This is a genomic window from Bradyrhizobium sp. MOS001 (assembly GCF_004634465.1).
Lineage (GTDB): Bacteria > Pseudomonadota > Alphaproteobacteria > Rhizobiales > Xanthobacteraceae > Bradyrhizobium > Bradyrhizobium barranii.
This window is the reverse complement of sequence record NZ_SPVJ01000005.1, coordinates 168076-188489: the sequence shown is the minus strand read 5'-3', so window position 1 is coordinate 188489 and position 20414 is coordinate 168076. Positions and strand designations below refer to the sequence as shown.

Below are 20414 nucleotides of genomic sequence, written 5' to 3'. Positions count from 1 at the left end.
GCTTTAGAAGCCGGACCAACCGGCCTCACTGACCGTCGATCAGGTGCATGTCGCCCAGCGTGACGGGCAAGCTGCGCGTGATGAGATCCGTGATCGCCGCGCGTAGCCGTTCGCTCGCAGCGGGCCCCTCGAACGTCGCGTCGATCGGTCCGCTGGGTCCGGCGAGCCGCATGGTCCCCGTGTTGTCGAGCGGCGCGGCCGCCCGCTTCTCGATCACGTCGAACGACTTGCCGTCGATCACGCGCACCTCGTAGAGCGCGTGGATCAGGCCGTAATCCGCAAGCAGCGTCCGATATTGGGCGAGCCCGATGCCCTCGACGTTGCGGCCGTTGCCGAGCTTCGATCTGGCCCGGGTGATGACGATGTACGCATCCAACCCCTGGGGCGCGACATCGCTGCGAACCAGCTCCTTGAACGGATCGCTGCGCAGGAGATTGACGGGCGCAACCGCCGAATCCCTGATCGCGGCAAACGCGGCGCGTCGGTAGCTCACCGCCTGCACGCGAAAGCGTCCGCCGAGCAGCTTCGTCGCCTGCTGGACGATCAGCTCGTCCAGCCCCCAAGCGCTGATCGAGAGGCTTTGCCCGGCGTTGCCGAGCGCGATCAGGCCGGCTTGCGTCAGGCTCATCTCCTCGCCGATGGCCGAGACGATGCCGACGGTCTTGATTGCCTGGAGCCGAGTCGCGCGCGTCTCGAACGCCGCGGCCGCGCCGAGGGCGATGCAAGCGATCGCCAGGCCAACCCATAGAAAAGCAATGCGGCGCATGGTGACCTATCGAATCCTGAAATCGAATGAATAGGACGCACCGAGGCCGATCGTCGTCTGGTTCGACGATCCCCGCAGCTTCACGAGCGGGCTGTCTGCGGCGTCGCCCAGCAGCTTCTCGTACTCGACATAGGCATGGACTTCCCACTGCGGATTGATGCGATAGGAGATCTGGCCGCCGAAGCCGACCGAATGCGCACCGCCTCTGGCATCGTACATCGGCAGCCCGGACGCCACGGACTGCGCGGCGTCGACGCCGAAATAGGGCGCAGTCGCCTTGGTGCTTTTCCAGGTGAAGCGCGGGCCGGCCGAGATCGTGAGCCTTTGGATCAGCGGCACGATGACGTCGGCGGAGACATCGGCGACCGTGCCGGTATTTCCGCCCATGCCCTGGCGCAATTCACTGCGCAGGCGCAGCCAGTCGACCGGGAAATATTCGACGAACCCGCCGAGCTCTTATGCGGCCTTGACGTCGCCAAGGCCGGTCAGCTCGGCATATTTATCGCTCCTGCGCGACGCGACGTATTTGAACGCAGGGCCCGCGCGAAAATTTCCGACGTCGAACAGCGCGATACTGGCGCTGTCGCGGGGCCCGCGAAACTGGTCGACCGATCCGGCACGGCGAATGGAGAAGATCGGGATCGGCATGAGCTTCCCGTTCTTCGATCCGACGAAATCCGGCGTGTACTCTCCGCCGATGCCGACCATGACGGTCCAGTTGCCGGAAGGTGACGGCAGCATCGGCACGTCGAACGGCGGGGCTGGCAACGTGAACGCCGTCTGCGCCGATGCCGACTGCGGGATTGCCAGGATTGCGCCGAACGCGGCGAGGAAGGCGGTCAGCAAGGTCTGCTGCGCTCTCGCCGCAGGATCGAGAGCAGCTTCGTCAAAATGCTTCATTTACAGGGCCCCGGACCGGCCTTGCTGGCCTGGTCGACTCGTGTGGTTAGGAGCCACAGCATGTGGTCCGGCAAAATTGCCCCAAGATTGCAAGGGGCAGACAGCGCCCCGATCCATTCGCGGCGCATGCCGGGCGCGCCGCCGGATCAATGTTGCCCGAACATTGCCGGGCCGCGCTCACGCTCGCAAACTTTGAGCGCTAGAGCCGGTCGGCGCCCGCGTTCCTGCCTTTTATTCGCCAAGCTCGCTGCCTTAATGGGAACCCTGCGCACGAGCCGGAACGCCAGACTTCGGCCAGGGAGCGTCACGCTCAGGGTTTTGTTGCCCCAGCAGAGTCAAGGACGACCCGCGTGCGCTCCCTCGTAATCGAAGACGAACCGCAGATCGGCGCCTATGTCAGCCGCCTGCTCCGACAATTGCACGGCATTGTCGACGTCGTCGGCTCGATTGCCGATGCCCGTCAGGCGCTGGACAATTTCAAATATGATCTCGCGATCATCGACCGGATGCTGCCCGATGGAGATGCGCTCCAGGTGGTGACGGCGCTGAGCCGATCGGCGGACCGTCCCGCGATCATCATGCTGACCTCCAAGGACGCCAAGGAGGATGTCGTCGAAGGTCTCAATGGCGGCGCCGACGACTATCTCGGCAAGCCGTTCGAGCCGCAGGAGCTCATTGCGCGGGTGCGCGCCGTGTTGCGGCGGCCCCGGCAGCTCGCGCCCTTGGTGCTGTCGCTCGGCAATGTCGAGCTGCATCTCGGCAGCAACGAAGCGGTGGTCGCCGACACGAAAATCCTGCTGCGCCGGCGCGAGGCGCTGATCCTCGGAGCGCTCCTGATGCGCCGCGACCGCGTCATCACCCGCGCCGCCCTGATCGAGGAGATCTACGGCTTCGACGACGAGATCGAATCCAAACACGCTCGAAGCGCAGGTCTCGCGCTTGCGGAAGAAACTGACCGAGCTCGGCGGCGATGTCGAGATCCGCAGCATGCGGGGCATCGGCTACATCCTGCGGCTGGCAACACCGCGATGACGTCGATTGCCCGAACGTTTGCGCTGTCGCTTGGCATCGCCGCGACGACGATCTTCCTGATCATGCTCGGTGTCTTCATCTGGCGCTACCCGATGGAGGAACGCGAGTTCAGGGCTTGCCGCGTTGTGGTCGCCGTTCTCGATCGCGCCACAGTGATCGAAGGGCAGAACCTGACGGTACGTCCGACTCCCGCCCTCGAGGAGCTCAGGACGGACAGCCCGAACCTCTGGTACGTCGTGTCCGCTGGCGATCTGGTCAGCGAATACGGTAGCGAACGCCGGCCCGCCCTCCCCTTCGCGTTTCCCTATCACGGGCCGATCGGCTCGTCCGTCTTCAGCACGCTCGACCAGAAGAGCACCTTCTGTCTCGCCGTCGCGCAACGGGGCCCGTTGCAGCTTACGATGATGGTCGGCGCCCCCCAGGTCCGCTTCGGCCGGATTGCCAGGAACTTCCTTGCCCGCAGCATTTTCGGGATCATCACGCTGGCGCTGGCCTTTGCGGCGACGGTTGCCATCGGCTCGATGCTGGCCGCACGTTTCGTCTCGCGCGGCATCGAACGGGTGGCGCATCGCGCGCTCGCGATCGACCCATCGGCCCCGCAGGGCCTGATATCCCTGTCCGAAGTCCCCACCGAGCTGAAGCCGCTGGTCGCAGCACTGAACCGCGCCTTCGGCGAGATCGACGCCTACATCAGGATGCAACGCCGCTTTCTCGGCAACGCCGCCCATCAGCTACGCACGCCGCTCACGCTGCTGCGCGCGAAAATCGAGGACGTGCCCGAGCCGGCGCTGAGGGCGGAATTGGTGCGCGACGTCCGCCGCCTGACGTCGCTGGTCTCCGCCATGCTCGACCTGGCGCGATTGCAAAATCATGCGATCGAGAAGCGACCGATTGATCTTGCCGAGATCACGCTGGACGTGCTCGCCGATTTCAGCCCCTCGGCGCTAGACGCCGGCATAGAGCTTGCGCTGGAACACGCCGAAGAAGGTCCGTTCCTGGTGCAAGGCGTCGACGCCGCGGTACGCAGTGCGCTTGCCAATCTCGTCGGCAACGCGCTCATCCACGCCCATGGTGCGCGGCGCATCGTTGCGACGGTTAGCCGCGGCGACATCTCGATCGACGATGACGGCGCGGGCCTGCCCGACGGTGCGGAGCACAGGCTGCTCGAGCCATTTCAGACCGGCAACAGCGCGCGCGACGGCGCCGGCCTCGGCCTGTCGATCGTCCGCGAGATCATGGCCGCGCACGGCGGAGAGCTGGTCATCTCCTCCGCGCCGGGCCGCGGCACGACGATGAGCTTGCGCTTTCCCGAGGCCACCGCGACGACCAGATCGCCGCACCTCGATCTGCAAACGGGCTGACGAGCCGCTTCTAGCCCTTTGGCGAAACCGTCCGGAAACATTGGCGCGGAAAACTTCTTCCGCGTTTCGTCCTGTCGCATCACGATATCAAATAGATCCGCCGGCGGCGGTCGAATGTTCGCACACAAGCGAACCTGGCGCGGTATCGCCGCGACCAAACCTCCGATTGCCATCTTCCACGGAGATTTTCCAATGCGCGTTCTTTCGATGATTGCCGTTGCCGGCGCCATGATTGTGAGCTCGGCCGGTGCATTTGCCAGCGAGCTTCCCTCTTACGAAGTGAAGTCGTTTCCGATTTCGACGACGCAAGTGCAGGTTCTCGGCGGCGCCGGAGTCGAGGAGCAGTCGGCTGCGCCCGCGATGATCGTCGCCGGCATGCCCGCCTCGCCCGCGCAGATGTCGGTGCTGTCGCCGCGCGTCAAGCGGCTGGCGAGCGCCAACGCCACGAGCGAAGAGCGCTGAGACAGTTTTCGACCCCGGCTGCCCTTGCCGGGGTCGTCGCTCCCGCCGTCAGCGTGAGATATAGCCTGCCGCGATCGGCTTGAACCGATAGATCAGATACGGCGTCTTGTTTTCGGCCTTGCCGCCATGGAACATGGCGGCTGCGGAGACCTGAGACGCGGACACGTACATGTACCCGTCGGGAGAGGCAGTAATCCCGTCCGGCCACACCATGTCCGGATCGTTCAAATAAGTGCGAAACTTCCGGTCGGCTCCTATGACTCCAATCGATTTGGTCTCGACCGCAGTCAGGTAGATGTTGCCCGCATAGTCGATCGACAGGCCGCCATTGTTCGGTTTGTCCGAGTAGCGTTCCACCCGCGCGCTCAGCTCTTCGGCGGGCAGCTTCTCGTTGCCGAGGTCGGTGGCCTTGATGCGGTACAGCGACCGGCCGCTGAGTGGCGCGAAATAGACCCATTCGGACCTGGCATCCATCGTGATGCCGTCGCAGCCGACCTTAATGAGCGAAGGCTTGCCGTCCTTGCCAGGCACGGTCAGATCATTGCCATCCACGGTGATCGGCACATTTTCAGGGACGGTGGATCGATCGCCGTCCAGCACGCGCCGGGCGGCACCCGTATCCATGTCGATGACGATGATCGCAGCGTGAGAGCCATCGCCGCCGGGCCCGATGTTTTCGTCGGCGATGTAGAATTTCCGGTTCTTCTGGTCGATCACGATGTCCTGCGGCTGCGAGCCTTTCACGGTCACGGGCTCGGGCATGTAGTGGATGCGCTCCAGCCTGTTCGTGCGCGTGTTCCAGCCGACCAGCTTCGGCGTGATCTGCGTACGGAATCCCATATCGATGATCCACACGACACCGCTTTCGTCGGAACGAAGACCCAGGACGTTATCGAGGTACTGATCGGTGCCTTTTCGTGGCGTATTCCATTCCGCATTTGGAAACGGCTCGAACGTCGTCGGCGATGTCAGCCGCGCCACACGAACGTCGGGACTGAAGAATGGATGGTGACTGAAGATCAGCTGATTGTCCGGCGTAAACGCAATGTTGCCGACCGACTGAGGGAGCTTCGCAAAGACTTCCGCGTTGCCGCCTCCGTTCTCCGCACAGGCCGCGCCCGTGACGATTGCCGCCGACAGAAAAATGACAAGTCGAATTCCTCTCCTCACGCTTCGCACCGCTCCCTCCCTTTGTTTTCCACGGTTATTCCGGCGCGCGTGCGCCCGGTCCGCGCCGGCAACCGCCGCAGGATTTCAATGCAGAGACCCAATGCGAGCCGAAGCGGTCGCTCGTTCATCGCCGCCGCGCCGATATCGATCTTTGCGAGAGCCACGATGCGCGCTAATTTGGGGACTGACAATTACGCACAGGCCAGTCCTCTAGTATCACGGAGTGAACCATGCAGAAGCTCGGCGGCAAGACGTATGATTGTGCCGTGGGATGCCCCGTGGAGGCTACCCTCGATCTGATCGACGGCAAGTGGAAGGGCGTGATTCTCTATCACCTGCTCGACGATACGATTCGCTTCAACGAGCTCAAGCGGCGCCTGTCCCGGATCACGCAACGCATGCTGACGCGCCAGCTCCGCGAGCTCGAGGCGGACGGCCTCATTCATCGCGAGATCTATGCGGAGGTCCCGCCGCGGGTCGAGTATTCCCTGACGGCGCTTGGGCGCTCGCTCGAACCGGTCGTTCGCATGCTCTGGACATGGGGCAATCAGTATCTCGCGACGGAAGCGGCCCGTGCCGGTGCGGTCAACGGCGCCGTTTCGCTCTCGCCGCGGGTCAGACGGAGCCTGCCGGTAGGCCGCGCGTAGGCGGGCCCCTGCGTATCCACGATGCCTTGCGGCGACTGCAAGTAAATCGCACACGTCGATCAAGACGGCGTGGGCCTACGCCGCGACGAGACACGATTCTCCATCCTCACATGAGGCCATCCGCGCGCCGCCATCAAGCGGCGCGCGCTCTACTTATATAAATACTAATTCCAAATCTGATGATTGAGGGACCATTGCGCCCCTCCCGCACTTCAAGCCATCGACTGCGCTTGTTAGTCGTCCGCCCCGCAAATGATGGGGTCGCGAATGACTACATATCTCAGAACGACGGCAGGATTGATCGGCGGCGCGCTGCCGCTGTTGGCAGGCCTGATGGATGCGGCGCCGGCCGAGGCGCAATCATCGTCGCAGGAATTGCCCGCCGTCGTGGTCGAGCAATCGTCGCGGCCGGCAGCGCGCACACGTCCGTCTCCCTCCCGTCAGGCCGCACAGGCGGCAAGCCGCCGTCGCCAGGCCGAGCGCGCACCATCGAACGCCGATACACAGGCGGCCGGCGCGAGCACGGGCGCGGAGACCGCGACAGGCCCCGTCCGCGGCTACGTCGCGACCCGCAGCGGCACCGGCACGAAGACCGATACGCCGCTGCGTGAGACACCGCAGTCGATCACCGTGGTCACCGCCGACCGCATCATCGACCAGGGCGCGACCACCGTTCAGGAGGCGCTGCGCTATGTCCCCGGCGTGTTCGCCGACGCCTACGGCGCGGACTCGCGCGGCGACTATCCGCGCATCCGCGGCCAGGACCCAAATATCTATCTCGACGGCACCCGCATGGTGAACACCAACAACTTCAACGAATGGCGGCCGGAGCCGTACACCCTGGAGCGCATCGAGGTCTTGCGCGGCCCCTCTTCCGTGCTCTACGGCGACACCTCGACCGCCGGCCTGTTGAACCTGATCTCGAAGCGCCCGCAGGCCGAATCCGCCAACGAGATCGGCGTGCAATATGGCAGCTTCAACCGTAAGCAGGTGCAGCTCGACTCCACGGGAAAGCTGACCAAGGACGGCGAGTGGCTCTATCGCTTCATCGGCGTATACCGCGACAGCAACACGCAGACCGATTACGTCAAGGACGGCCGCATCGTGCTCGCGCCATCACTGACCTGGCGGCCGACCAACAACACCAGCTGGACGGTGCTCGGCACCTATCAGAAGGACACCACGGGGTCCTCCACGGCCTTCCTGCCGCATGAGGGCACATTGTTTGCCGGCCCCAACGGCTACATTCCGATGCGGCGCTTCGCCGGCGAGCCCGGCTTCGACCAGTACCAGACCGAGACCGGCGCGATCAGCAGCCTGTTCGAGCACAGCTTCAGCGACAGTCTGAAGATCCGGCAAAACCTGCGTTACGCCCATGTCGAGGGCATTTACCGGTCGACGTGGCCGGACCTGAGCTTCGTCGATCCAAGCGATCCGAACTATCCATTTCTCGACGCCAGCCGACGCTCCGTGGCGCGCAGCGTATGGAGCCGCGAGACGGTCAAGGACAACCTGACCTCGGACAGCAATGCCGAGCTGAAATTGCACACCGGACCGGTCGCACACAAAGTGTTGTTCGGCACCGACTACCGCGAGTTCAGGGAGCACGCGCAATCAGGCTTCACCACAGACCCGACGCCGTTCGATCTCTACGCGCCGGTCTACCGCGGCGTACCCGCGCCGACGATGTCTCCCGAACCGGATCTGCGCCAGACCCAGCTCGGTATTTACGCTCAGGACCAGTTGCGCCTCGGACCGTGGCTCGCCGTGCTTGGGCTGCGCCACGACTACGTCACCAGTAACACGCAGGCCTCGCCGGTCGAAAACTACCAGGCGACCACCGGCCGCGCCGCGCTGATGTACGAGCTGCCATTCGGCGTCACGCCTTACGTGACCTATGCGCAGTCGTTCAACCCGGTGTTCGGCAGCGGCGTCTGCGCCACGGTGTGCGCGCCGCAGCGCGGCGAGATGGTGGAGCTCGGCTTCAAGTACAATCCGACACCGGGCAATGCGATCAACGGCGCGATCTTCGACACCACCGAACGGAATCGGCTGGCCAGCGACCCCGATGATGACCGCTTCTCGATCCAGACCGGGAAGGTGCGCATCCGCGGCGCCGAGCTCGAGGTGCTGGCGCGCGTCACGCCGGAGCTCGACCTGATCGGCGCCTATACCTATCTCGATGCCCGCGTGGAAAGCGGCGACAATTCCGGCAAGCATGTCGAGACCGTGCCGGATCACCAGGCCTCGCTCTGGGCGAAGTACCGTCTGTCCCTGCTCGGCCTGCCCGGCGTCACGCTCGGCGGCGGCGTGCGCTACATCGGCACCTCCTGGGACGGCACCGACACCCTCCGCACACCCGACTATACGCTGTTCGACGCCATGGTTCGTTACGAGACCGGTTCCTGGCGGCTTCAGGTCAATGCCAGCAATCTCTTCGACAAGCGTCACCTCACCACGTGCCTGGCGCGCGGCGACTGCTTTCTCGGTATCGGCCGCACGGTGCTCGGCAGCGTGACGTACAAATTCTAGCCACGACCGCTACGTCATGCTGCCGGGCATGAAGCAGCGCACGCGCGGATGGCCGTCGACATAGTGCTTCCACACCATGGTTCGACCGATCTTGTTCGGCTCGGTGATCACGGCACCGTCGGGCACGACGACCCATTCGTCGTCGATGCGCACGCGGTAGTGGCCGCGATCGGATTCCCAGTCGACGTCGGCTATGACGTAGCCGTCGGCATCCGAGCAGCATTGCCCGTATTGGCTGTGCAGGCTCTCGAACCAGGGTTTTAGCGGCGAGTTGGCATAGCGGCCGTCGTCGCGCGCCAGCGCTGAGGTCGCAAGCAGCGCCATCGGCCCCAGCAGCGCCGCCGCACATAGTCTGGCAAGTCGCATATCGTCTCCGCGGATCGCAATCAGCGCCGCGAGGGACAGACACCGCCGTCCGCCTTCCGCACGGTCGCGGCAGGCGTGGAGACGGCGACTCGCTCCCCAGCGGCTTTGCGACAGCTATGCAAATCCGGCGCCAGCGCGCATTCCGGGGAACTACGGCCGCACGGCGTTGCCCCGGCCGGCGCGCACGTCCTGCATGTCCAACGCGTCGGCAATTTGCCGCAGCTGTTTTGGAGGCTTTCCTTGTTCCGCGAGGACGTGTACGAAACGGCCGCGGACGCGGGCCGCATCTTTTAATCAACTGTTTCAATTAGAGAAATCAGGTGTTGGCGTGACTGGCATTGGACCGTCAGCGCTATGAGTTCGAGAGAGTTGCTTCCTGGCCAGCAGGATTCGACCGACTTGCCCGCAAGCGAAGTGCAGTTTGCGCTCGTGATTTCGCGGATGCTCGAGACGGCGAAGGACGACGCGGAAGCCAGGCGGCAGATGGTCTACGACCTTGCCCGCTACAAGCTCCAGGAGCAGTTCACCTACGCCGACGCCCGGAACATCGACCAGATGAAGCGGGCGCTCGAGGTCGCGATCGAGGAGGTCGAAAAATTCTCGCGCGACCAGGCGCCGCTGGAGCGCTTGCCGTCACAACAGCTCACGTCGTCAAAGGCGACCGAGACAGGCGGTCTTCTGGTGTCCGGCCACGCGACCGTTTTGCGATCGAGGATCGAGATATCCCGCAGCAAGCTGCCTGCGATCTCGGGCCCGCTTCTACCGGTGATCAAGCGTACGGCGGCCATCCTGCTTGCCGTTGGCGCAGTCATCCTGATCGTCTCGCAGCGAGACAACATCGCCGCGCTGCGCCGGCAGATTTCGTCCCAGGCCCAGGAGATCGCGCAGGTATCGCCCAAGCCGGAGACGACGATCACGGTCGCCAAGCCGGAAATGATCACCCCTGGCCCGCCTCCCCCGACGCGCGTATTGCCAACCGACTACGGCATCTACGCATTGATCGACGACAAATCGCTGGCGGAGTTGAATGCGACCGGCGTGATGGCGCCGGACATGCGCATCGCGATTTCACCGGAGTTCAAGAAGCCCGATCGCCCGCATCTGCCGAACGGCCGCGTCAAATTCATCGTGTTTCGGCGGGACGCCGCGAACGTGATCCCCGAGCGCGTCGAGGTTCGGGTCGTCGCGAAGATCGCCAGGGAGTTTTCGACCGACGCTGCAGGCAAAAATCTAGGCGGCGGAGAAGATGTCGGGGTGATCCGAAACTTCTCCTATCCGTTCCGGGTGTCGCCGATCCCGGGGAAGCCCGAGATGTACGAGCTTCACACCGGCGATTCAGGGCTCGAGCTTGCGCCGGGACATTACGTCCTGAGCCTGGGACCGCAGGCCTATTATTTCCAGGTCGACGGCGAGATCACCGATCCCCGGCAATGCCTCGAGCGGGTCGTCGCCGGCAACGGCACGTTCTACGCGCCTTGCAAGAAGGCACGGACGTATTGACGGTCGTCAAGACCGTCGCTGCTGAGGCAGGCCCGAGCCACACACTCAACTGTCATCGCCCGACTTGATCGGGCGATCCAGTATTCCAGAGACAGTGCGAGGATACGGAGGGGCCCTACTGCTTCGGCGCCGGCGCCATCATCGCGCCGCCCTTCTTCGCCGCGGGCGCGGGCGCCGGCTTCGTCGTCGCGGCGGTCGCCTGTGCCGGAAGATATTTGGCGACGATGGCAGGATCGACCTGGGCGATGTAGGCGTCGGGAAGACGCGTCCAGGTCTCGTCCTTGCCGAACAGGGAAATACCGAGGAAGCCGCGCATGGTCAGCGTCTGCCCGTCCGGGCTGACCGACATCTTGGCCTTCCAGATGTTGCCGTCGCGCGGATTGACCACGTTGCCGCCGTCATACTTCAAGCCGTCGCGCTTCATGTCGCGGATGAAGGAGAGCCCGAGCACCGGGGCGTTTTTGCGATCATCCGTGCATTTCGCACAGACCTCATTCGGGTCGTCGCCGGGGCGCGGAAAGGTTTTTGCGATCACGCCTTCGAAGATGCCGTTGTGGTCGACGAAGAGAAACCATCCCACCGTCTTGCCGTCCTCGGTCTTCTGCCAAAGACCCGCGGCGGTTGGCTGCTGCGCCTGTGCGGCTACCGGCCCAACCGCGCCAAGCGTCAGCGCAACAGCGAGCGCGAGGGGCGAGAGCAGTCGAAAGCTGGAAAAGAGAGTCCGCATTATGATCACCTTGCTAAGCCGCCACTGCAATGGCCGCAGACTACGGCGATTTCGCGAACGGTTCCAGCACCAGAAACATGGGGCATTGCCTGCCGAACCCGGTGCCGTCAGTTGACACCGAGCTTCTTTTGCAGACTGGAGGACGAGGTCGTGTACTGGAACACGAGCCGCTTCTCCGGATAGACGTAGCGATGGGCTTTTTGCGCCATCAGTGCGCCCTCGTGAAAGCCGCACAGGATCAGCTTGAGCTTGCCCGGATAGGTGTTGATGTCGCCGATGGCGAAGATGCCGGATACGTTGGTCTCGAACGCGGACGTCTCGACCGGCACCAGATTGTTCTCCAGCGCGATGCCCCAGTTCGCGACCGGACCGAGCTTCATGGTCAGCCCGAAGAACGGCAGCATGGTGTCGCAGGAAATTTCGCTCACGCTGTTGTCGTTGCCCTTGACGGTGGCGCCGGTCAGCTTGCCCTCGGTGCCGGACAGCGCGGTGACCTGCCCGAGCCGCAGATCCATCTTTCCGTCGGCCACCAGCGCGCGCATCTGCTCGACGCTGTGGGGCGCGGCGCGAAAATCGTCGCGCCGGTGCAGCAGCGTGACGCGCTTGGCGAGCGGATGCAGATTGAGCGTCCAGTCGAGCGCGGAATCGCCGCCGCCGACGATCAGAACGCTCTTGTCGCGGAACGTCTCCATCTTGCGCACGGCGTAGTGCACCGAGGTGCCCTCATAGGCCTCGATGCCCGGCACCGGCGGGCGCTTGGGCTGGAACGAGCCGCCGCCGGCCGCGATCGCCACCACCTTGCATTCGAACACCTTGCCCGCGTCGGTGGTGCAGCGAAACAAGGGATCGCCGATCTTCTCCACCGTCTCCACCATCTCGCCGAGATGGAAGGTCGGATGGAACGGCTTGATCTGCTCCATCAGCGCGTCGGTGAGGCCCTGCCCCGAAACGTGCGGAATGCCGGGAATGTCGTAGATCGGCTTTTCCGGATAGAGCTCGGCGCACTGGCCGCCGACCTTGTCGAGGATGTCGATGAAATGCGCCTTCATGTCGAGAAGGCCAAGCTCGAAGGCGGCGAACAGACCACAGGGGCCGGCGCCAATAATCAGCACATCGGTTTTGATCACGTCGCTCATGTCGTCTCTTTATCGATCGTTATCGGTTGGACGCCGCCCGGGGGCAGAAGTGACCCTGCCTGTCTAGCCAACGGGGATGGATCAGGGAAGGCATAAAAGCGGGATCGCCCCGCAGCCGCGCCCACTTGCCGGGTCAGTATAACTGGGCTGTAACGGGATGCGATATGACGGAGATCAATCGGTGAACGCACCAAGCCGCCTCGATACGACGCCGCGCCTGGAGGACTATCCCTATCGTCTCGGCGACAATGTCCGCTTCGGCGATCTCGATCCGAACCAGCACGTCAACAACGCGGTCTACGCCACTTATTTCGAGACCGGCCGCGTCACGCTGATGAAGAGCCCGGAATACGGGCTGACGCCGCCGGGCCTCGCCTGGATCATGGTGCGGCTCGACATCCATTTCCGCGCCGAGCTGCACTGGCCGAACAAGATCGAGCTCGGCCTCGGCGTGGTCAAGCTGGGACGGACGTCGGTGACCTTCGAACAGGTGGTGTTTTCGGAAGGAAAGTGCATCGCATCGGCGATGTCGGTCGGCGTCATGCTCGACGAGGCGACGCGGCGGCCCGCACCGCTCACCGCTGAGATCATCGAGAAGCTCAGACCCTGGCACAAGCGCGGTATTGAGGTCGCGCCGCCGAGCGCCTAGTTTCTAGTATAGTGAGGGACGATCAGGCCTGCCGTTCCGGCGTCGCCACGACGAGCCCGTCGAGCTCGTCGGAGACCTTGATCTGGCAGGACAGCCGCGAGTTCGGGCGCACGTCGAAACCGAAATCGAGCATGTCCTCTTCCATCGGCGTCGGGCTGCCGACCTTCTCGCGCCAGGCTTCGTCGACATAGACATGACAGGTTGCGCAGGCACAGGCGCCGCCGCATTCGGCCTCGATGCCGGGAATGCTGTTGCGGATGGCGGCTTCCATCACGGTCGCGCCGTTCTCGACTTCCACCGTACGGGTTTCGCCCTTGTGGTCGACAAAGTTAATCTTGGCCATGTGTGCTCGTGCTGCCGCGATGTTGCGAATGAAGGAGGGTCCGGGCTGTCCTATAACGGGTCGATCCGCCCGGCGCCATAGGGTTTTGAAGCGACGCGAATCCCGCTTCGCGGGAAGAAAACGCGTCAAAACAAAAGACTAGAGCGCGGTTTCTCGCCCTGTCGCCCTAGGGCTTCAGGATCGCCTCGATGGCGGCGCGAGCCTCGGTCACCGCCTCTTTCAACGCGGCGAAGGCGTGGGGCTGGCCATGGCCGGTCCGGACCGCGGTCTCCAGGCTGGCCGCGGCATCGGCCACCGCAAAGGCGCCGATTCCGCGCGCGGAGCCCTCGAGCTTGTGGGCGAGTGCGCCGGCCTCGGCCGGCAGTGCTGCCATCGCCGCGATCAGGCGGACCGCCTGCTCGGCGAACATCGCGAGCACTTCCTGTTCCAGTTCGGTGTCCCCGAGCGTCATGCGCGCGAGGTGATCGAGGTCGAGCGGGCCGTCGATGGGTGCAAGCGGGGGCGAAGGCATCCAGTCCATCCGTTGCAGTTCAGGCGTCATGGCGCAGGCCCCGGCATCGCGCGATGTCCGCCGATCCGGCGGTCAAGTTCCCCCCACCGAAGCATGGAAATGGTTAACGAAGTGTTTGGGCCGTTTTACGCAAATCCGCCCGTTTATTGACGAAAAGTTGCCGCAATCCGGCGAGTCCGGTGGAGAATTCCATTTATTGCTAAGGCGTTACGGCGCTATCCTGTTAACGATGATTAAGATTGTCTTAATCCCGGGCATTTCATTCGCGACGCTCTGCCAATAGGATGTTGCGGAAATTGGCGGACAAGCCGTCCGGGTGGGGACGGCTGGGAATCCGCGTAAGCGGCATGATCCGGTCTGTGGGCTTGCGTAGCGCGCTGGGCTCGCGGGGGGACGCGTACAAGTAACGAGGGCTCGGACTGAACATGGCGAACACTCCGAAAAAGGTCAAAGACCCCACAGAAGTTGCGCTTTCTGCGATCCAGGAAGCCCTGAACATCAGCGACACGGCCGCGGACACCAGCCGCAACGCCTCGATGCGCAACGAAACGTCGGCTCCGGTGGGGCCGCCGGCTCCCCCGATCTTCGACGAGCCGACCTTCGAGCCGCGTCCTGCCGCCAACGAGCGCACCACCGTGTTCGATACGATCGAGGAGCCGCGCACCTCGCGCCGCGCCGCCAACGATGACCGCGAGACCATCGGTCAGTTGCTCCAGGCGCTTCAGAAAGGCCGCCCTGCCCGCAGCGTCTACACCTTCGCCACCATCTTCGCCGGCGTCTGGCTCGCAGCCTGCGCCGCGCTCACCGTCGGCTTCCTGCCCTCGATCCAGGCCGCCATGGGCCAGAGCGGCGGCGTGCTCGTCATCGCCGGCCTGATCGCGATGTTCTTCGCGCCGATCATGCTGTTCTACTTCCTGGCGAGCCTGGTCTGGCGCGGCCAGGAAATGCGCATGATCGCGCAGGCGATGGCGCAGGTCGCGATCCGCTTCTCCGAGCCCGAGGGCTCGGCGTCCGATTCCATGGTCACCGTCGGCCAGGCCATCCGCCGCGAGGTCGCGGCGATGGGCGACGGCATCGAACGCGCCATCGCGCGCGCCGGCGAGCTCGAGACGCTGGTCGCCAACGAGGTTGCGGCGCTCGAACGCGCCTATTCCGACAACGAAGTGCGCATCCGCTCCCTGCTCCAGGACATCGCGCACCAGCGCGACAATCTGGTCGGCCAGGCCGAGCAGGTCCGCAGCGCCATCTCCGGCGTGCAGATCGATCTGCGCCACGACATCGCGCTGATCTCGGACGCGATCGCCTCGCGCGTCGACGAGGTCGCCAAGAGCATCACCGGCGCGCTGGAAGAGCGCGGCGCCCACATCACCGGCGCACTGAGCAACGCCGGCGACAACATGATCCTCGCGCTCGGCGAGCGCGGCGGCGACCTGCTCGACCGCCTCGAGGAGGCCAGCAACGAGACCACGCGCGCCGTGCTCGACGCCAGCGAGCGGCTGACCACCAGCCTCAACTTCAAGACCGGCCACGTCCACGACGAGTTCGTCGACCTCGCCGACCGCGTCCACGAGATGCTGAACGAGCGTATCGACCGCATCACCGGCGAGTTCGAGCAGCGCTCCGCCGCCATCGTCGACGGCATCTCCGAGCGCACCGAGCAGGTGCACGACAGCCTGAAGAATTCGTCGGACTCGCTGCTGCTCGAGCTCGAGCTGCGCTCCAACGACCTCTCCGCCAAGATCGACGATGCCGGCAACCGGCTCGCCGGCCACATCATGACCTCCGGCGACAAGGCAAGCGAGGCGCTCGACGCCACCGTCAACACCCTCGTCGCCAAGGTCGTCAGCCAGACCGAGACCGCGCACGACTCGCTGTCGCTGCAGATGAGCGCGTTCGACGAGCTGGTGAAGAACCAGGGCACCGAGCTGGTCGAGAGGTTCGCCCGCGACTCCGGCACGCTCGGCGCGCTGATCACCCGCCACATCTCCGAGTTCGACCGCACCGTGAAGACGTTCGGCGGTGATATCGTCGATCGCATGGGCCAGCGCACCCAGGACATCGCCGAGAGCCTGAAGACCTATGTCGACAATTTCGATACCCGCTTCACCTCGAACGGCGGGGCGATCACGGCCGTGCTCGACCAGCGCCTGGTGCAGTTCGAGACCACTGTCGGCGAACGTGTCACCAACCTCGACGCCTCGCTGAACGACAAGATCGTCAGCCTTGACGGCACGATCGAAGGCCACATCAAGACTTTCGACGACCAGCTCGTCGGCCGCGTCGCCGCGCTCGAGCAGTCGTTCGACACCCGCGCCAAGTCGGTGACCGAAACCATCGACGGACGCCTCAACACCCTCGCCTCGTCGCTGACCGACGGTGCCGCGCAGGCGATCCAGTCGATCGACTCCCGCCTCACCCACCTCACGACGTCGCTCACTGACGGCGCATCGCAGGCCATCGAGACGATCGATACGCGCCTCAACTATCTCGCGACCTCGCTCACCGATGGCGCATCGCAGACCATCCAGTCGATCGATACGCGGCTGACGCACCTCACGACGACGCTCTCGGGCGGCGCCTCGCAGGCGCTCGAATCCATCGACACGCGCCTCACCTACCTGACGACTGCGGTGACGAACGGCGCCTCGCAGGCCGTGCAGTCGATCGACACGCGCCTCACCCTCCTGACCTCGACGCTCACCGACGGCACCGCGCAGGCGATCGAGGCGGTCGACCGCCGCATCACCGGCGTCGCCGAGATGATCGACGGCCGCAGCACGCACCTGACCGACACGGTCACGGCGCGCTTCCAGGACATCCACCAGGCCATCGAGACCAAGGTAGGCTCGGTCGCCAACGACATCGACGTGCGCGTGGCGCAGTTCGAGGACCTGCTCGGCTCGCGTGTCGAAGCCGTCGCCGGCCGCATCGAAAGCAGTGGCCGTCAGGCCAGCGAGGACATGATGTCCCGCGCCGAGATGATCTCGACCGCGATCCGCTCGCATGTCGAGGACGCCGAGCGCTCGCTCACCAACCTGGTCGTCAACACCAGCGAAACGATCCAGACCGGTGCGCGCACCGCCCAGCAGTCGCTGATGACGGTCTCCTCCGACGTCAACGCCCAGCTCAAGATGACCTCCACCGAGGTTGAGCGCGCGCTGACCGCGGTCGGCACCGGTGCTGCGAACTCGATCCTGAGCAGCGCCCGCGAGGCTCAGTCGACCCTGGTCGCGGCCTCGGGCGATGCCTCCAACCAGATCAAGGGGCTCGCGGTCGACGTCGAACGCACGCTGTCGGCGGCCGGTTCTGCCACCGCGGCCTCGATCCTGGCCGGCGCCCGCGAGGTGCAGACCACGCTCGTCACGGCGTCTTCGGACGCCGCCAACCACGTCAAGACCCTCACCGCCGACGTGCAGCGTTCGCTGTCGCTGGCCGGCGCCACCACGGCGGAATCGATCACCGCCGGCGCCCGCGATGCGCAGAGCGCGCTGATTGCGGCCTCGACCGAGACCGCCAACCAGATCAAGGCGCTGTCCTCGGACGTGCAGCGCTCGCTCTCGATGGCCGGCACCTCGACGGCCGAGACCATCATGACCGGCGCCCGCGAAGCCCAGACCACGCTCGTCAACGCGTCCTCGGATGCGGCGACCCAGGTCAAGTCGCTCGCGGTCGAAGTGCATCGGTCGCTCTCGCAGGTCGGCCAGTCGACCGCCGAGACGATCACGACCAGCGCCCGCGACGCCCAGAGCACCCTGCTCTCCGTCTCGGCCGAACAGACCAGCCAGGTCCGTTCGCTGGCGGCCGAGATGCAGCGCGCGCTGGCGACCGCCGGCGGCGCCACCATCGAGGCGCTCACCAGCGGCGTGCGCGAGGCCCAGGGCACGCTGATCACCGCCTCGACGGATGCGGCAAGCCAGATCAAGTCGCTGACCACGGACATCGAGCGCACGCTGACCTCGGTTGGCGCCGACACCGCCTCGACCATCCTCAACAGCGCGCGTGAGGCCCAGGGCACGCTGATCACCGCCTCGACGGATGCGGCAAGCCAGATCAAGTCGCTGACCACGGACATCGAGCGCACGCTGACCTCGGTTGGCGCCGACACCGCCTCGACCATCCTCAACAGCGCGCGTGAGGCGCAGACCTCGCTGACTTCGACGTCGGCGGATGCTGCAAGCCAGATCCGCACGATCTCGACCGAGATCGAGCGCGCATTGAGCACGGCCACGACCAACGCCACCAACGACATCCAGACCAGCGCGCTCAACGCCCAGAACGCGCTGATCAGCGCCTCCAACGAGGCAAGCTCGCGCGTCAAGTCGAGCTCGGCCGACGTCGAGCGTTCGGTGCTCGCCGCCAGCAGCAGCTTCGGCCAGGCCATGACCGGCAAGACCGACGAGATCGTCACCTACGTGCAGCAGCAGGCCGACCGTCTGTCGAACATGATCGACGCCAAGCGCGGCGCGCTGGTCGATGCGATCGGCTCGAAGACCAGCCAGCTCACGCTCGACATCGACCGCGTCACCTCGGATGCGCTGAAGTCGATCGAGACGCGCGGCCATGCGTTCTCGCAGACGATGATGGGCAACGGCTCCGAAGTCGCCCGCACCATCAACGCGGCGAGCGAGATGGCCACCGGCGCGGTCGGCAAGTCGCTCAAGGACCTCGAGCAGGCCTCCCGCTCGGCGATCGACCAGTCGCGCCAGGTCTCGATCGCGGCCGTCACCGAGATGCAGGAGACCAGCAAGATCCTGCGTACCGACACGGTGGCCCTGTTCGAGCGTCTGCGCGAAGGCAACATCCTGCTCCAGGAGGTGCTGACCGGTGCGCACGACAACCTCAACTCGCTCGAGCGGGCACTGGTGACGCGCGTCGCCGACTTCGTCTCGGCGATGAACGACGTCACCTCGCGCAACGGCGCTGCGACGCAGAACCTGGAAGACCAGCTCAACGTCTTCAACACGAAGACCACGCGGGCCCTGCAGGACCTCGGCGAGCTGTCGACCCAGTTCGACGCGCACGGCAAGGCGCTGGTCGAAGCCGCGCAGGTCGTCGAGGTGAGCAACAAGAACACCACCGCCTCCCTCGCCGAACGCAAGCAGGCGCTGGAATCGCTCGTCACGACCATCGACCTGCGCACGGCCGATCTCGACCAGCGTCTGTCGCGCTTCACCGGCCTGCTCGATGAATCGCTGGCCGCCGCCGAAGAGCGTGCCCGCGACATCGCCCGCGTCGTCGCGGAGACCGCCGGCGCAGGCTCCGCCGCGATCACCCGCCAGTTCGAGGCGGTGCGCGTGGCGTCCGAGGAGGAGCACCGCCAGACCATCGAGGCCATGCACGACATTTACCGCCAGACCACGGACGAGGCGGATACGATGTTCAAGCAGTCGACCGAGAAGTTCACCAACCTCGTCTCCAGCATGAAGCAGATGGCGTTCGAGATGCACAACGAGCTCGAAGCCACCCGCAACGAGCTGCGCCGCGGCGTGCTCGAGATGCCGCAGGAGGCCGCCGAGAGCACTGCGCAGATGCGCAAGGTGATCGTCGACCAGATCGAGGCCCTCGCCGAGCTCAACCGCATCGTGGCCCAGCATGGCCGTGGCCTCGACGTCTCCACGACGGGCCGCGCCAGCGCGCAGCGCCAGGAAGAGCCGTTGCTGGCAGCCGTCGCAACGCGCAACACCGAGACCCGCGGCCGCGACACCGGCAGCGCCTCGACGCTGCCGCCGCCGGACCTCGGCATGCCCGCCGCCTCGCGCCGCACCGAAGCGCCGCCGGTCGCGCCCGCGAACAACGACCAGGGCCGCGACGGCTGGCTGTCGGACCTCCTGAACCGCACTGACGCCAACCAGGGTGCTCCGAACGGACGTGAGGCCCCGCGTGGCCGTGCGGCACCCGCGCCGCAGCCGCAGGCGCCGCAGGGTGGCAGCAATCCGCTGGAGTCGCTGTCGCTCGACATCGGCCGCCTGATGGACCGCAACCTCGCCGCCGAGATGTGGGACCGCTACCAGCGCGGCGAGAACAAGGCCTTCACCAAGCGCCTCTACACGCCTGCAGGCCAGAAGGCCTTTGACGAGGTCGCCCGCAAGTACCGCGCCGACCGCAACTTCAAGGGCACGGTCGACCGCTACGTCGCCGAGTTCGAGCGCCTGCTCGACGAAGTCGCCCGCGACGGCCGTGGTCCGCAGGAGCTGCGCAGCCACCTGACCTCGGAGACGGGTCTGGTCTACACCCTGCTCGCGCATGCGGCGGGCCGGCTGGGGTGAGACGCAATCGCGGTGAATCGAAAACGGAGGCCTCACGGCCTCCGTT

Annotated in this window: 15 protein-coding genes and 2 pseudogenes; 9 read left to right on the top strand and 8 right to left on the bottom strand. The window is 65.2% G+C overall.

The features are described from left to right. Positions 1-25 precede the first annotated feature (25 nt). Both CT676_RS10225 and CT676_RS10220 read right to left on the bottom strand, forming a co-directional pair. Positions 26-766, bottom strand: coding sequence for a hypothetical protein (locus CT676_RS10225; RefSeq protein ID WP_135214561.1), 741 nt, complete (start codon positions 764-766; stop codon positions 26-28). A gap of 6 nt (positions 767-772) precedes the next feature. Continuing rightward, positions 773-1474 (bottom strand): annotated as a pseudogene (locus CT676_RS10220) (MipA/OmpV family protein). A gap of 542 nt (positions 1475-2016) precedes the next feature. On the opposite strand from CT676_RS10220, the pseudogene CT676_RS45190 reads away from it, so the two are divergent. The 4 genes and pseudogenes from CT676_RS45190 to CT676_RS10205 all read left to right on the top strand — a co-directional run. After that, positions 2017-2295, top strand: a pseudogene (locus CT676_RS45190) (response regulator); the annotation flags it as partial. Positions 2296-2605: 310 nt separating this feature from the next. Further along, positions 2606-2698 carry a hypothetical protein gene (locus CT676_RS45185; RefSeq protein WP_244623147.1) on the top strand — a complete coding sequence of 31 codons (93 nt, stop codon included), beginning with the start codon at positions 2606-2608 and terminating at the stop codon, positions 2696-2698. Beyond that, positions 2695-4059, top strand: a complete 1365-nt coding sequence (locus CT676_RS46245; protein WP_135214560.1) for a HAMP domain-containing sensor histidine kinase — start codon at positions 2695-2697, stop codon at positions 4057-4059. Before CT676_RS45185 ends, CT676_RS46245 begins: the two co-directional genes overlap by 4 nt. Positions 4060-4251: 192 nt before the next feature. Beyond that, positions 4252-4521, top strand: a complete 270-nt coding sequence (locus CT676_RS10205) for a hypothetical protein (RefSeq protein ID WP_244623136.1) — start codon at positions 4252-4254, stop codon at positions 4519-4521. A gap of 48 nt (positions 4522-4569) precedes the next feature. Here the strand turns inward: CT676_RS10205 and CT676_RS10200 are convergent, their stop codons facing one another. Beyond that, positions 4570-5700, bottom strand: a complete 1131-nt coding sequence (locus tag CT676_RS10200) for an L-dopachrome tautomerase-related protein (protein WP_205124595.1) — start codon at positions 5698-5700, stop codon at positions 4570-4572. Between the two features lie 221 nt (positions 5701-5921). Here CT676_RS10200 and CT676_RS10195 point away from each other — a divergent pair, with 221 nt between their 5' ends. Next, positions 5922-6338 (top strand): helix-turn-helix domain-containing protein, encoded by a 417-nt coding sequence (locus tag CT676_RS10195; protein ID WP_135214558.1) that lies wholly within the window; start codon positions 5922-5924, stop codon positions 6336-6338. A gap of 267 nt (positions 6339-6605) precedes the next feature. Further along, positions 6606-8870, top strand: a complete 2265-nt coding sequence (locus CT676_RS10190) for a TonB-dependent siderophore receptor (RefSeq protein WP_135214557.1) — start codon at positions 6606-6608, stop codon at positions 8868-8870. A 9-nt stretch (positions 8871-8879) separates the two neighbouring features. Here the strand turns inward: CT676_RS10190 and CT676_RS10185 are convergent, their stop codons facing one another. Continuing rightward, complete coding sequence (locus CT676_RS10185) at positions 8880-9236, bottom strand: hypothetical protein (RefSeq protein WP_028158285.1); 357 nt, start codon at positions 9234-9236, stop codon at positions 8880-8882. Positions 9237-9635: 399 nt separating this feature from the next. Here CT676_RS10185 and CT676_RS10180 point away from each other — a divergent pair, with 399 nt between their 5' ends. Next, positions 9636-10736, top strand: coding sequence for a hypothetical protein (locus tag CT676_RS10180; protein WP_244623135.1), 1101 nt, complete (start codon positions 9636-9638; stop codon positions 10734-10736). Between the two features lie 115 nt (positions 10737-10851). Here CT676_RS10180 and CT676_RS10175 read toward each other — a convergent pair whose 3' ends face one another. Both CT676_RS10175 and CT676_RS10170 read right to left on the bottom strand, forming a co-directional pair. Next, positions 10852-11463 carry a DUF2147 domain-containing protein gene (locus tag CT676_RS10175; protein WP_063982234.1) on the bottom strand — a complete coding sequence of 204 codons (612 nt, stop codon included), beginning with the start codon at positions 11461-11463 and terminating at the stop codon, positions 10852-10854. A 107-nt stretch (positions 11464-11570) separates the two neighbouring features. After that, positions 11571-12599 (bottom strand): NAD(P)/FAD-dependent oxidoreductase, encoded by a 1029-nt coding sequence (locus CT676_RS10170; protein WP_135214555.1) that lies wholly within the window; start codon positions 12597-12599, stop codon positions 11571-11573. A 181-nt stretch (positions 12600-12780) separates the two neighbouring features. Here CT676_RS10170 and CT676_RS10165 point away from each other — a divergent pair, with 181 nt between their 5' ends. Continuing rightward, positions 12781-13248 (top strand): thioesterase family protein, encoded by a 468-nt coding sequence (locus CT676_RS10165; protein WP_071912132.1) that lies wholly within the window; start codon positions 12781-12783, stop codon positions 13246-13248. Between the two features lie 22 nt (positions 13249-13270). Here the strand turns inward: CT676_RS10165 and CT676_RS10160 are convergent, their stop codons facing one another. Together CT676_RS10160 and CT676_RS10155 are read right to left on the bottom strand one after the other, a co-directional pair. Next, positions 13271-13591, bottom strand: coding sequence for a 2Fe-2S iron-sulfur cluster-binding protein (locus CT676_RS10160; RefSeq protein WP_014493954.1), 321 nt, complete (start codon positions 13589-13591; stop codon positions 13271-13273). A 166-nt stretch (positions 13592-13757) separates the two neighbouring features. Continuing rightward, positions 13758-14132 (bottom strand): Hpt domain-containing protein, encoded by a 375-nt coding sequence (locus tag CT676_RS10155; protein ID WP_135214554.1) that lies wholly within the window; start codon positions 14130-14132, stop codon positions 13758-13760. A gap of 395 nt (positions 14133-14527) precedes the next feature. Between CT676_RS10155 and CT676_RS10150 the strand changes: the two genes are divergently transcribed. Continuing rightward, complete coding sequence (locus tag CT676_RS10150; protein WP_135214553.1) at positions 14528-20368, top strand: negative regulator of septation ring formation; 5841 nt, start codon at positions 14528-14530, stop codon at positions 20366-20368. The last annotated feature ends 46 nt before the right edge of the window (positions 20369-20414 follow it).